11 protein-coding genes and 1 pseudogene are annotated in these 13,505 nt (G+C 60.1%); 8 read left to right on the top strand and 4 right to left on the bottom strand.

Going from position 1 to position 13,505, the window contains the following annotated elements:
* A partial coding sequence (locus ACXRVY_RS10150) for an ATP cone domain-containing protein (RefSeq protein WP_458237333.1) occupies positions 1-893 on the bottom strand: 893 nt, incomplete at its 3' end.
* A gap of 740 nt (positions 894-1,633) precedes the next feature.
* On the opposite strand from ACXRVY_RS10150, the gene ACXRVY_RS10145 reads away from it, so the two are divergent.
* Together ACXRVY_RS10145 and ACXRVY_RS10140 are read left to right on the top strand one after the other, a co-directional pair.
* The gene (locus ACXRVY_RS10145) at positions 1,634-2,356 is read left to right on the top strand and encodes a response regulator (RefSeq protein WP_007980115.1); all 723 of its coding nucleotides are present in this window, start codon (positions 1,634-1,636) and stop codon (positions 2,354-2,356) included.
* Positions 2,353-3,846 (top strand): annotated as a pseudogene (locus tag ACXRVY_RS10140) (ATP-binding protein); the annotation flags it as partial. The gene ACXRVY_RS10145 and the pseudogene ACXRVY_RS10140, both read left to right, overlap by 4 nt.
* A gap of 71 nt (positions 3,847-3,917) precedes the next feature.
* Here ACXRVY_RS10140 and ACXRVY_RS10135 read toward each other — a convergent pair.
* Together ACXRVY_RS10135 and ACXRVY_RS10130 are read right to left on the bottom strand one after the other, a co-directional pair.
* Complete coding sequence (locus ACXRVY_RS10135; protein WP_223459755.1) at positions 3,918-4,643, bottom strand: 4'-phosphopantetheinyl transferase family protein; 726 nt, start codon at positions 4,641-4,643, stop codon at positions 3,918-3,920.
* Positions 4,644-4,734: 91 nt separating this feature from the next.
* Positions 4,735-5,526 carry a dienelactone hydrolase family protein gene (locus ACXRVY_RS10130; RefSeq protein WP_223459753.1) on the bottom strand — a complete coding sequence of 264 codons (792 nt, stop codon included), beginning with the start codon at positions 5,524-5,526 and terminating at the stop codon, positions 4,735-4,737.
* A 145-nt stretch (positions 5,527-5,671) separates the two neighbouring features.
* Here ACXRVY_RS10130 and ACXRVY_RS10125 point away from each other — a divergent pair, with 145 nt between their 5' ends.
* The 4 genes from ACXRVY_RS10125 (at position 5,672) to ACXRVY_RS10110 (ending at position 9,371) form a co-directional block, all read left to right on the top strand.
* A complete protein-coding gene (locus tag ACXRVY_RS10125; RefSeq protein ID WP_223459751.1) occupies positions 5,672-6,274 on the top strand; it encodes a hypothetical protein in 603 nt (200 codons plus the stop codon).
* Between the two features lie 120 nt (positions 6,275-6,394).
* Positions 6,395-7,072: a response regulator transcription factor gene (locus ACXRVY_RS10120; RefSeq protein WP_108215270.1), complete on the top strand. Its 678-nt coding sequence runs from the start codon at positions 6,395-6,397 to the stop codon at positions 7,070-7,072.
* The gene (locus ACXRVY_RS10115) at positions 7,069-8,415 is read left to right on the top strand and encodes an ATP-binding protein (RefSeq protein WP_223459749.1); all 1,347 of its coding nucleotides are present in this window, start codon (positions 7,069-7,071) and stop codon (positions 8,413-8,415) included. The genes ACXRVY_RS10120 and ACXRVY_RS10115 overlap by 4 nt, the downstream gene beginning before the upstream one ends.
* A gap of 200 nt (positions 8,416-8,615) precedes the next feature.
* Entirely contained in the window at positions 8,616-9,371 is a 756-nt protein-coding gene (locus ACXRVY_RS10110) for a polysaccharide deacetylase family protein (protein ID WP_223459747.1), read from the top strand.
* Positions 9,372-9,453: 82 nt separating this feature from the next.
* Here ACXRVY_RS10110 and ACXRVY_RS10105 read toward each other — a convergent pair whose 3' ends face one another.
* Positions 9,454-10,452 (bottom strand): AraC family transcriptional regulator, encoded by a 999-nt coding sequence (locus ACXRVY_RS10105; protein ID WP_223459745.1) that lies wholly within the window; start codon positions 10,450-10,452, stop codon positions 9,454-9,456.
* Between the two features lie 338 nt (positions 10,453-10,790).
* Here ACXRVY_RS10105 and ACXRVY_RS10100 point away from each other — a divergent pair, with 338 nt between their 5' ends.
* The gene (locus ACXRVY_RS10100) at positions 10,791-12,125 is read left to right on the top strand and encodes a dicarboxylate/amino acid:cation symporter (protein ID WP_223459743.1); all 1,335 of its coding nucleotides are present in this window, start codon (positions 10,791-10,793) and stop codon (positions 12,123-12,125) included.
* A 145-nt stretch (positions 12,126-12,270) separates the two neighbouring features.
* On the top strand, positions 12,271-13,446 hold the full coding sequence (locus tag ACXRVY_RS10095; protein WP_223459740.1) for a CaiB/BaiF CoA transferase family protein: 1,176 nt from the start codon (positions 12,271-12,273) through the stop codon (positions 13,444-13,446).
* Positions 13,447-13,505 lie beyond the last annotated feature (59 nt).

Genomic DNA, 13,505 nt, shown 5'->3' with positions numbered 1-13,505 from the left:
AGGTAGGTGAATTGCTGGTCGCGCTCGTGGTTGATCGCCTTGCCCAGTTTTTCCAGGTCGAAGGTGGCCAGCACAGGGTTCAGCAGTTCGAACTCGATACCTTTGGCGATGTAGGCCGGCAGCGCCTTGGCGTACAGGTCGGCCATTTCGTGGTGGGTGGCGCTCTCGGCCACACCGAGGAAGCCCAGGCCTTCGCCGCGCAAGGTGTCCATCAGCAGGCGCGCGGTCACGAACGAGTAGTTCGGCTCGCGTTCAACCAGGGTACGGGCAGTCATCACCAGGGCGGTGTTGACGTCGTTCAGGGCCACGCCGTCGTACAGGTTCTTCAGGGTTTCGCGCTGGATCAGGTCGCCGTCGACTTCTTCCAGGCCTTCGCACGCTTCGGTGACGATGGTGTTCAGGCGGCCCATGTCCAGCGGCGCCAGGCTGCCATCGGCACGGGTGATGCGGATCGACGGGTGAGCGTTGACCGCTTCTTCGGCCGGAGCGTGGGCGGCGCGTTCTTTCGAACGACCGTCACGGTAGATCACGTAGTCGCGAGCGACTTTCTGCTCGCCGGCACGCATCAGGGCCAGTTCGACCTGGTCCTGGATTTCTTCGATGTGGATGGTGCCGCCCGATGGCATGCGACGCTTGAAGGTCGCGGTGACCTGTTCGGTCAGGCGGGCAACAGTGTCGTGGATTCGCGACGAGGCAGCAGCGGTGCCGCCTTCAACTGCGAGGAACGCTTTGGTGATGGCGACGGTGATTTTGTCATCGGTGTAGGGAACGACAGTGCCGTTACGCTTGATCACGCGCAGTTGGCCAGGCGCGGTGGCGGACAGATCCGAATTCGAATCAGCGGCCTGCGGCAAGGTGCCCTGCGGGTTCTCGCGAGTTGTGTCGGTTTGCATGGGGGAGTGTCTCCACATTCTCTATGTTTGTTTGGGCACCATCACGGTGCCCACCGTTCCGTCCTGAAGCACTACAACCGGCGAGCGCCGGGCATAACGACTTCGGGACAGTAGGAAGGGGGCTTTATCGGGCGCCGCTTCCATGCCGAAGTCTTTGGTCTCACGCCTTGGGCCTGAAACCTTGGTCCTTTGCAGGTGACAGTTGGGACTGCAACACCCGTACCGTTTTCACCACTCTGGGCCGAAATACAGTAGCCATCCGCATGCGCGGTTTGGTCTTTCGAAAATACGTATGGTTCAACCGGACAGAGGCAATAAAAGCGCTTGAAATTGGTGTCTGGTTTGTGTTTGGTTTTTTTGCGCAAAACCCTACATCTAGGGTTTTTTTAGCGCCGGGCTACAAGATAATGCGTTTTGGGGGGCGATTGCAACGTACTGCCTGTGGATAAACCTGTGCGTAAATTGTGTGTGAAAGAGGGAATCGGCGTGTAGGCCGCGACCTTGCTGGACCGGACCTTTTTTCAGCATTTTTCAATGATCGAAAATGCTTCGGCGGATTTTTAAGGGCGCGAACCCTATCACAAAAAACCGCGTCGTCCGAACGCATTTACCCGCTTGTGTTCTCGACGGGCGGCGTTTATACAATCGGCCCAGCGTGTATACATATTTGTCCCTCCGAATCATTACAAAAAGACGGGCGGATCCTTCCTTATTAGCGTTTTGGCAAGCAGAGGTCACCCGTGGAGCAAGAAGCCTGGCAGGTATTGATTGTGGAGGACGACCAGCGACTGGCCGAACTGACCCGCGATTACCTGGAAGCCAATGGCCTGCGTGTATCGATCGAAGGCGATGGTGCGCTCGCTGCGAATCGCATCATCAAGGAACAACCGGACCTGGTGATCCTCGACCTGATGCTCCCCGGCGAAGATGGCCTGAGCATTTGCCGCAAGGTCCGCGCCCGCTATGACGGCCCGATCCTGATGCTCACCGCCCGCACCGATGACACTGATCAGATTCTTGGCCTGGACCTCGGCGCTGACGACTACGTCTGCAAACCGGTACGCCCGCGCCTGTTGCTGGCGCGTATCCAGGCGTTGCTGCGACGCAGTGAAACGCCCGAAGTCGCCCCGGAAAAACAGCGGCGTCTACAGTTCGGCCCGTTGATCGTCGACAACGCCTTGCGCGAAGCCTGGTTGCAGGGCAACGGTATCGAGCTGACCAGCGCCGAATTCGACTTGCTCTGGCTGTTGGTGGCCAATGCCGGGCGCATTCTGTCCCGGGAGGAGATCTTCACCGCACTGCGGGGCATCGGCTATGACGGTCAGGACCGCTCCATCGATGTGCGCATCTCACGCATCCGCCCGAAGATCGGTGATGACCCGGAGCATCCACGGCTGATCAAGACCGTGCGCAGCAAAGGCTATCTGTTCGTTCCCGAGGCTTGCGTAGACCAGACCCTGTGAACTCGATCTTCCTGCGTATCTATGGCGGCATGTGTGCTGCGCTGATTCTGGTGGCGGTGCTCGGTGTGCTGGCGTTGCACCTGCTCAATCAGGTGCGCAGCGAGCAATACCGCGAGCGCCTGGCCCACGGCACATTCACGCTGATGGCCGACAACCTGCAACCGATGAACCAGACCGAACGCCACCGGGCCTTGCTGGTATGGGAGCGGCTGCTCGGCATTCCGCTGGCGCTGAAAAACTTTGCCGAGACCGACCTCGACCTGACCCAGCGCACTCGTGTGCTGCGCGGCCAGGCACTGGTGGAACAGACCGGCCCGCATGCGGCGAAGGTATTCAAGCTGGTCAGCGACAAGGAACAGTTGATGCTCACCGGGGAAGTGCAGCAGATCAGCGAGCAACTGGCCCGGGCGACCATCTACCTGTTGACCGATGAACTGGTGCGCACCCCGGTCGCCGACCAGCCCATGCGCCTGGCGCAATTGAAGCAAGACAAGGGCTTCGGTTTCGACCTGCGTCTGGTCACGGTTGACGAGGCGGACATGGACGAAGACCAGAGTCGCCGGGTGTCCGAGGGCGACACTGTGATGGCGCTGGGCAAGGGCGGCGATTCGATCCGGGTGTTCGCCGGTATGGTCGGCACACCGTGGGTCCTGGAAATCGGTCCGTTGTATCAGATGAATCCTTATCCCCCGGAGTGGCTGGTGCTGATCGCCGCGCTGGGCCTGACGCTGATCGGCTTGATCGTTTATCTGTTGGTGCGTCAGCTCGAGCGACGCTTGCGTGGCCTGGAGGCCGCCGCCACGCGCATCGCCAAGGGCAGTCTGGAAACCCGCGTGCCGGCGCGCGGCGCGGACTCGGTGGGGCGGCTGGCCTCGGCGTTCAATGGCATGGCCGAGCACTTGCAGCAGTTGCTGGCGATCCAGCGCGAACTGGTGCGCGCGGTGTCCCATGAATTGCGCACGCCGGTGGCACGCCTGCGCTTTGGCCTGGAGATGATCGGTTCGGCCACCACGCCGCAAGCCCTGGAAAAATACTGCCAGGGCATGGACCACGACATCGAGGATCTCGACCGGCTGGTGGACGAGATGCTGACCTACGCGCGGTTGGAGCAGGGCTCGCCGGCGCTGAACTTTCAGCGAATCGATCTGGACGCCTTGGTCGATCAGGTGATCGAAGAACTGGCGCCGTTGCGCGCCGACGTCACGGTACAGCGCGGCTTGTGCCTGTCGGCCGCCGATAACGACGACGCCTGGGTCGAGGCTGAACCGCGTTATCTGCACCGGGCGATCCAGAACCTGGTGAGCAATGCCATGCGCCACGCGCAATCACGGGTGACCATCAGCTATCAGGTGGGGCAGCAGCGATGCCGGGTGGATATCGAAGATGATGGGCCGGGTGTGCCGGAGTCAGCGTGGGAGAAGATCTTTACGCCGTTCCTGCGTCTCGACGACAGCCGTACCCGGGCGTCAGGCGGGCATGGGCTGGGGATTTGTGGTGTGACATAGATCCAGTGTGGGAGCGACCTTGCTCGCGATGGGGCCCGAACAGGCGCCAATAAACCTCAGGCCTTGATGCTGACCAAACTCAACAACTGCCCATCCTTGACCCCGAACTGCGCATCCAGCTCGGTGCCGTTGCGCCATTCGCCGGACAAGTCAGTGAGCAGTCGCAACCGCACCTCACCCGACTCACGCCACTCCAGCACTTCGGCGTGTTCGAAATAAAAGCGTTGCTGAACGATCGGATAGAGCGCCTTGAACAGGCTTTCCTTGACCGAGAAGGTCAGGGTGACCAGCAATGCCCGTTGATCGTGACCACCTGCCGCCATGCGCTGTAGCTCCGGCGGATTGAGGATTTCCCCGGCCAGACGTTCGGCCCGTTCGGCATTGAGCAGGTTTTCCAGATCCATGCCCAGGCCGCGCCAATGGCTTTTGTTCGCCACGATCGCCGCGGCCCGGCCAGTGCTATGGGTGATCGAGCCAGTGATATGAGCAGGCCAGACCGGCGCCCGGTCTTCACCGATGGCCGGAATGAAGCTCAAACCTTCGAGCCGCTGTAACGCGGCCCGGGCACACACCCGTCCGGCGAGAAACTCCGTCTGCCGTTTGGCCACCGAGCGCTGGATGCTCGCCGGCGCTTCGACGGCGCTGCGCTGAAAATCATCGCTGGCCAGTCGGGCGCTATCGAAGTGAGTACCCAGCAGGACCGTATCGGGCAGCACAAACGGCAGCGGCCAATGGTCATCGAGGGGCGTGCAGCAGACGGGCAGGGCGGGGGCTGAATTCATGTCGGACATTTTGCCGGGTTGCCTTGGGACTGGATAGTGGCAGATGGCTTTTGTGGCGAGGGCGCAAGACCCCTCGCCACAGAGCACGGTGTCAGCTGAAGATTTTCTTGAAAAACGCCTGCATGTCCGCCCACGACTTTTCATCCGCGGCCTTGTTGTAGCCAATGTCCGGCCCGCCATGATCGCCATGGCTTAGCCGGTCGGCATCCGGATTGGTGAAGCCGTGCCTGGCGCCGTCGAGGCTGACGAATTTGTAGTCGGCGCCGGCCTTGTCCATCTCGCTCTTGAAGGCCGTGATGTTTTCCGGGGTGACGATGCTGTCCAGCGCCCCGTGTTCCACAAGGATCTTCGCCTTGACGCTGCCTGGCGTTGCCGGTGTATTGGTCGCCAGCGCGCCATGGAAACTCACCACGCCTGCCAATGGCACACCCTGTCTTGCGGCATTGAGCACCACGCCACCGCCGAAGCAGTAGCCGATGGCGGCGATCTTATGCGGATCGGTTTGCGGTTGTTTTTTCAGCAGGTCGAGCCCGGCCTGAAACCTCGCGCTCGACACGGCACTGTCTTTTGCCACGGCTTGCATGAACGCCATGGCGTCTTTGGGATGCTCGGTATTTTTGCCGTCGCCGTACATGTCAATGGCCAAGGCGCTGTAGCCCAGGCCGGCGAGATCCCGGGCGCGACGCTTGGCGTAGTCGTTCAGGCCCCAGAACTCATGCACCACCACGACCCCGGGGCGCGGGCCTTTGATGGCATCGTCATAAGCGTAATAGCCGATCATTTTCGTGCCATCGGCACTTTGGTAGGGGATTTCCCGGGTCTGGATGGCGGCCTGGCTGAGCCCGCTCAAGGCCAGTAGGAGGACGGCGAAGAACATGCGCATGGTCGGAACTCCTGTTGAAACGTGTCGAAACATCGGGAAGGGGCGGTTCAGCCCAGGTTCAGGGTGCGTTCAGGGGGAGTTCAGGGCGGGGTGCGTAACCTTGCCCCGTACCCAAAAAACAAACGGCACATAAGGAAACTCCCCAATGACTGGATTCAAAAAACTGCTTCTGGCAATCACGGTTCTGGGCGCAAGCACTGCAGCCTTCGCGTCCAACGACAACTTCGCCAGCCTTACTCTTGGACAGACCAGCGACAAGGTCAAAAAGTCCCACGCCCTGAACGACAACCTTAATCAGCCGAATGCCGATGGCGTGATCGGCAAGGACACTACCTGGGGTGTTCGTCTGGGCCAGCAAAATACCAAGGGCCGGTACTACGCCACCTACGACAACGTGTCGGGCTCGCACAATGGCATTAAACTGCGTCAGGAAAACCTCCTGGGCAGCTACGATCTGTTCTACCCGGTGGGCGGCGGCACCAAACTGTTCGGTGGCGCCACGGCCGGCCTGACCAAAATGACTCAGGAGTCGCCAGGCTTCAGCCGCGACAGCAATATCGGCTATGCCATCGGTGGCCAGGTGGGTGTGCTGCAACAGGTTTCGCAGAACACCTCGGTGGAACTGGGTTACCGTTACCTGCGCAGCAACGCCAGCACCGAGATGAGTGCGCGCGGTGGCAGCAAGCAGGGTTCGCTGGACCTGACCAGCAGCGCCCAGACTTACCTGTCCGCCAACTACGCTTTTTGACTAGCGTTTCGTGAGCAGCCTGCGCTGGATCAACCGTGGTGGTTGATCCAGCGTTGCCGTGTTAGCTATTGAGGTGCGACGTTGCGCCTCTGGAGATGTTGATTTGCCCGGGAGAGCGTTATGAAACTGCTGGTCGTCGAAGATGAAGCGTTGCTGCGTCATCACCTGAAAACCCGCCTGACGGAGAGCGGCCACGTGGTCGAGTCCGTGGCCAACGCCGAGGAGGCGCTGTACCAGACCGCGCAGTTCAACTTTGACCTGGCGGTGATCGACCTCGGGCTGCCGGGCATGAGCGGCCTCGACCTGATCCGCCAGTTGCGCTCAAGTGGCAAGACTTTCCCGATCCTGATCCTCACCGCGCGCGGCAACTGGCAGGACAAGGTCGAAGGCCTGGCCGCCGGTGCCGACGATTACGTGGTCAAGCCGTTTCAGTTCGAAGAACTGGAGGCCCGCCTGAATGCCTTGCTGCGCCGCTCCAGCGGTTTCACCCAGTCGACCATCGTCGCTGGCCCGTTGCTGCTGGATCTGAACCGCAAGCAGGCGTCCCTCGATGAACAGCCGCTGGCACTGACCGCGTATGAGTACCGCATCCTCGAATACCTGATGCGCCATCACCAGCAAGTGGTGCCCAAGGACCGCTTGATGGAACAGCTCTACCCGGATGACGACGAGCGCGATCCGAATGTGATCGAGGTGCTGGTCGGCCGTCTGCGCCGCAAACTGGAGGGGCCGGGCGGGTTCAAACCGATCGACACCGTGCGCGGCCTGGGCTACCTGTTCAATGAGCGTTGCACTTGATTCGCTCGCTGCGCATTCGCTTGATGCTCGCCGCCACGCTATTGGCGGTTTTGTTCATGCTGGCGCTGCTGCCGGCGATGCAGGGTGCCTTCAGCCTGGCCTTGCAGGACTCCATCGAGCAGCGTCTGGCATCGGACGTGACCACGTTGATCTCCGCCGCCCGGGTGGAGAACAACAGCCTGCAGATGCCGGCGCAATTGCCTGACGAACGCTTCAACCTCACCGACAGCCGATTGCTTGGCTACATCTATGACCGGGAAGGGCATCTGGTCTGGCGTTCGAAGGCGACCCAGGAAGAACGCATCAATTACAAGCCGCGCTACGACGGGCGTGGCAGCGAGTTTGCGCGGATTCGCGAAGCCAATGGCCAGGAGTTCTTTGTCTACGACGTCGAGGTCAAGTTGCTCGGCGGCAAAAGTGCGGCCTTCAGCATCGTGGCGCTGCAGCCCGTTCGCGAGTACGAACTGACCCTCGAAGGCCTTCGGGAAAATCTTTATCTGGGTTTTGGCGCGGCACTGCTGGTGCTGCTGGCGTTGCTGTGGATCGGTCTGACCTGGGGCTTGCAGGCATTGCGGCGCTTGAGCCAGGAGCTGGACCAGATCGAAGGTGGCACCCGCGAAAGCCTCAGTGAGGAACATCCCCGGGAATTGCTGCGCCTGACCGGTTCTCTCAACCGTTTGCTGCACAGTGAGCGTGAGCAGCGCAGTCGCTACCGTGATTCCCTCGATGACCTGGCCCATAGCCTGAAAACGCCGCTGGCGGTGCTGCAAGGCGTCAGTGAAGACCTGGCCCAGCGTCCTGAGGATCGCGATCAGGCCTGGGTGCTGCAAACCCAGATCGAACGCATGAGCCAGCAGATCAGCTACCAATTGCAGCGCGCCAGCCTGCGCAAAAGTGGTCTGGTACGTCATCAGGTGCGCTTGCACCCGGTATTGAAAAGCCTGTGCGACACACTGGACAAGGTCTATCGCGACAAGCGCGTGCACGTCGCGTTCGATTTGCCCGACCCGTGTTACGTACCGATCGAGCAAGGCGCCCTATTGGAGATGATGGGCAATTTGCTGGAAAACGCCTATCGCCTGTGCCTGGGCGAAGTACGCATCAGTGTGCGTGAAACTCTCAGCGGCACCGAGTTGTGTGTCGAGGATGACGGCCCCGGCGTACCACAAAATCAGCGCGCACGGATTCTCGAACGCGGAGAGCGTCTGGATCGCCAGCACCCGGGGCAGGGCATCGGCCTGGCGGTGGTCAAGGACATCATCGAGAGCTACAGCGCCAAGCTGACCTTGGGCGATTCACCGATGGGCGGTGCGGCGTTCCGGATTCTTTTTCCGGTGGTTTGAACGGGTATTCGATAGTGATATTTTCGGGCCGCAGCGGGCATCAAGCGTTAAACGACCGGCAACAATGTTTTGTTGGCGCTCAGCCGCTGGGTGGCAGGTAATAAGCCTCGCCTTGTTCACGACATGCACACACACAGAGCCTGGGGTGGTGCATGAGCGGATATGGGTTGAAGCGTTACAAGCCACCAAAGGAGATAAAAATGGAAAGGAAGAAAGTTTGGCTGACGTTTGACGACGGTCCTCGGCAAACCCAGACCGAAACCGTGCTCGAAACACTGGAGCTGTTTGATATCAAGGCAACGTTTTTTATCGTTGGCAATCTGGTTGCCAGGCATGGCGAGCGTATCAAACGCATCCTGGGCGAAGGGCACCGGATCGGCAATCACACTTACGATCATCTAAGGCTGGTCGGCCAGGACAAAGACACCATCATCGATCAAATCAAAAAGACGGAGCAGGCACTGACTCCCTATCAGCAGCCGGACCTGATCATGAGGCCGCCTTATGGCGCTCACGATGCGATGGTCGATCGCACTGTCGCCGAATTGGGGTACCGGCAGGTTCTCTGGAGCGTGGATACCCAGGACTGGAACGGCAACTACCAACCGGGGGGCTGGGTATCCCATGGTGTTGAGCAAATAAGGAAAAGAAAGAACTCCATTGTGCTCATGCATGACATACACGCGACCACGGCCAATAATCTTGGCAGGTTCATCGGACAAATAAACCTGCTGGGCGATGTGGATTTCGAATCACCGGCCACACTGGCCATTCCGCCGGTCAGTCAGTTGAATATGTATGTGGTTGTCAGGGGCGATACATTATCCAGAATTGCCAGAGAGTTTTATGGTGATGCTGCCAGGTACCCACTGATCTTTAATGCGAACAGGTCGGTGCTGGATCATCCAGATAGAATTTATCCTGGCTTGTCACTGATCATCCCGCCTTTAGAGTAAGCGTTCGCAAAACCTGGACGGGGTATTTTCGAGCGTGTTCGAGATGACACCAGTGATCACCGCGCAACGCGGGTGCTGAAACTCAGCTCTCCTGCGCCCGATAAGCCCCCGGTGTCAGCCCCGTCCACTTCTTGAACGCCCGGTGAAACGCCGACGGTTCGGAAAACCCCAACTGCTCGGCGATCTGTTGCAACGACAGGTCAGCGCGGCTCAGGTGATAAATCGCGATGTCCCGGCGCAACTGGTCCTTCAATTCCTGAAAGCTCGACCCCTCTTCCCGCAAATGTCGGCGCAAGGTCTGCGGGCTGATGTGCAGGTGGGCGGCCACGGCTTCCAGGTCGGGCCAGCGTGAACTGTCGCGACTGAGCAAGCGCCGCAGGCGGCTGCTCAAACTGTCGCCGTCATCCGGGCGCGAGAGCAGGTCGGCGGGGGAGCGATCGAGGAAATGCTTGAGGGTGCGTTCGTCCTGCAACAGCGGCATGGCCAGGTAGCGGCTGTGAAACAACAGGCTGCTCTGGGGCCTGGAAAACTCAAGCGGACAGGAAAACAACAGGTCGTACTCGGCGCCGTGTTCGGGCCGGGGGTAGCTGAACGAGGCCTGTTCCAGGCGAATGCGCTGGCCGATCAGCCAGCTGCCGAAACGGTGCCAGATCACCAGCAGGCTTTCGCTGAGGAAATGATCGGGGTCCCAGAGTTGCGAATCGTCCAGGCTCAGGCGCACCCATTCATCTTCTCGGCTCAGGGTCAAACGCGGAGCCCCGGGGAATAGGCTATAAAACAATAAGCCGCGATTGAGTGCCTTATCCAGGTTGCGACAGTGAATCACGGCATGGCACATCATCGCGAAGCTGCCCGGCCTGCTTGGGGTTTGCCCGAACCCCAGGTACTCGTCGTCCAGCGCCAGCCATAACGCCTGGATCAGTTGGGTGAATTGCTCAGGCGCGATGCGTGCCCGGGGCTCGTCCAGCAACTCGGGGCTGATCCCCAGTTGTTGTAGCACGCCGCAATAGTCGTAGCCGTGCCGACGCGCACCACCAAGGGCGGCGCGGGCGAAATGACTGGCGATGGTGCGTTCGCGCATGGCAGCAGATCTGACCGTTGATCGACGGATGTTAGCTGCGCACCGTGGGCATGAACAGGGCGGATATCCGCCAAATAACAGGACGACTTTTAATGGAAGGGCGGAAATCCGCCATATGCTTGTAACCGTTCGGTGACAGGGAATTCGCTGCAACCCCTGCTATCAAAAGGCTTGCAGGGCTTTTAGGGAAGGTGGCACGGGCCTTGCGATACAACGTGCAGATGCCTGCCGATGCGCAGCTCGAAAAAACAAATCCCTCCAGTGCAGGAGGGTTCGCAATTGCGGTGTTGCGGGCAACAGATGGATGTTGTCACCGGGCACCCTTGAGGAACTTTGCAATGACGACTCGTCAGCCACTGTACAAATCCCTGTATTTCCAGGTGATCGTTGCAATTGTCATCGGTATTTTGCTCGGTCACTTCTATCCGCAGCTCGGTGTGGCGGTAAAACCGCTGGGTGACGGGTTCATCAAACTGATCAAAATGATCATCGCCCCTATCATCTTCTGCACCGTCGTCAGCGGAATCGCCGGCATGCAGGACATGAAAGCGGTCGGCAAGACTGGCGGTTACGCACTCCTTTACTTTGAAATCGTTTCGACCATCGCTTTGCTGGTGGGGCTGGTCGTGGTCAACGTCGTGCAGCCAGGCGCTGGCATGCACATCGACGTAAGCACCCTGGATGCCTCCAAAGTCGCTACCTACGTAGCGGCTGGTGCTGATCAAAGTGTCATCGGCTTCCTCCTCAATGTGATCCCGGCCACCATCGTTGGCGCATTCGCCACGGGCGACATCCTGCAAGTGCTGATGTTCTCGGTGATCTTCGGTTTCGCCCTGCATCGCCTGGGTGCCTACGGCAAGCCGCTGCTGGACTTCATCGATCGCTTCGCCCATGTGATGTTCAACATCATCAACATGATCATGAAGCTCGCGCCGATCGGTGCCTTCGGTGCCATGGCCTTCACCATCGGTGCCTACGGTGTCGGCTCGCTGGTGCAACTGGGTCAACTGATGGCCTGCTTCTACATCACTTGCCTGCTGTTCATCCTGATCGTGCTGGGCTCCATCGCTCGCATGCATGGCTTCAGCGTGCTGAAGATGATCCGCTACATCCGTGAAGAACTGCTGATCGTGCTCGGTACTTCTTCTTCGGAATCGGTGCTGCCACGCATGCTGGTCAAGATGGAGCGTCTGGGTGCGCAGAAATCCGTGGTAGGCCTGGTGATTCCGACCGGCTACTCGTTCAACCTCGACGGTACTGCCATCTACCTGACCATGGCCGCGGTGTTCATTGCCCAGGCTACCGACACCCACATGGACATCACGCACCAGATCACCCTGCTGGTGGTGTTGCTGCTGTCCTCCAAAGGCGCTGCGGGTGTGACCGGTAGCGGTTTCATCGTACTGGCTGCGACCCTGTCCGCCGTCGGCCACCTGCCGGTCGCCGGCCTGGCGCTGATCCTCGGTATCGACCGCTTCATGTCCGAAGCCCGTGCACTGACCAACCTGGTCGGCAACGCCGTGGCCACCATCGTTGTGGCCAAGTGGGTCAAGGAACTGGACACCGACGTGCTGCAAGCCGAACTGGCTTCGGGCGGTCGCGGCATTGCCGACGAGCCTAAAGACGATGTTCTGGGCCACGTCGAAGGGGTAACCCCGACTAACGCCAAGTAAGCCTTGTTGTAATCAAAAAACCCGCTTCGGCGGGTTTTTTCATGCCCGGCGATTGAGCGTAACGGTCACTGCTCGTGGCGTATAAGGTGATTGCTGCAATGCGTTCGGCTGCCTAGTCTGGGGGCATCGTATAGGGAGAACGCTCATGCTCGGTCCACTGGCATCACTCAAGGTTCTGGATTTCTCGACACTGCTGCCGGGGCCGTTCGCCTCGTTGCTGCTGGCGGACATGGGCGCCGAGGTGCTGCGCATCGAATCACCGACCCGCATGGATCTGCTGCGGGTGTTGCCGCCCCATGATCAAGGCGTGTCAGCCAGTCATGCCTACCTCAACCGCAACAAACGCAGCCTCGCCCTGGACCTCAAACAGCCTGAGGCGCTTGAGGTGATCAGGTCGTTGCTACAGGACTACGACATTGTGCTCGAGCAGTTTCGCCCGGGTGTCATGGAACGTCTGGGCCTGGGCTACGAAGCCCTGAAGGCGATCAATCCCAAATTGATTTATGTGTCGATCACCGGCTACGGCCAGACCGGCCCCTACAAGGACCGCGCCGGCCATGACATCAACTACCTGGCCCTGTCCGGGGTGGCGAGTTACACAGGTCGTGCCGACAGTGGGCCGCTGCCGTTGGGCATGCAGGTGGCGGATGTCGCCGGTGGTTCGCTGCACGGGGTGATAGGCTTGCTGGCTGCGGTCATTGCCCGGCAGCAAACCGGTCAGGGCCAGCACCTGGATGTCAGCATGACCGACTGCGCGTTCAGCCTGAATGCGCTGGCAGGCGCCGGGTATCTGGCCTGTGGCGTCGAGCCGGGGCCGGAAGACCAGGTGCTCAACGGCGGCAGCTTCTACGACTACTACCAATCCCGGGATGGGCGCTGGCTGTCGGTGGGCAGCCTGGAACCGGCATTCATGAAACAGTTGTGCGCGGCGTTGGGGCTTGAGGAACTGGCCGGCCTCGGCCTGTCTGCGGCGCATCAGCAACTGCTTAAAGCCGCGCTGAAGGTCGAATTTGAAAAGTATGACTTTGCCGAGTTGTGCGCGCTTTTCGCGGAGCTGGATGCTTGTGTCGAGCCAGTGTTGAGCCTGGGAGAAGCGCTGCGTCATCCGCAGCTGCAGGCGCGGGAGTTGGTGACCGACGTGCCCCGTGGCGATGGCTCGACCCAGGCGCAGATGGCGTGTCCGTTGAAGTTTTCCGATGGTTTGCCAGAGCCGAAGCATATCGGTGCGGCGCTGGGGCAACATACGGATCAGGTGTTGGGGGAGTTGGGGTTTAGCATTGAGCGGATCGAACAGTTGCGGCGTGCCAAGGTGATTCTCTAGTGCCTGTCAGGTCGCCATCGTCGGAGCGCCGCCCGGAGCAAGCTCGCTCCCACATTGGT

This window comes from Pseudomonas sp. P5_A2_2, assembly GCF_054177685.1.
The sequence above is the reverse complement of the archived record's forward strand: the minus strand, read 5'-3'. Positions and strand labels throughout refer to the sequence as shown.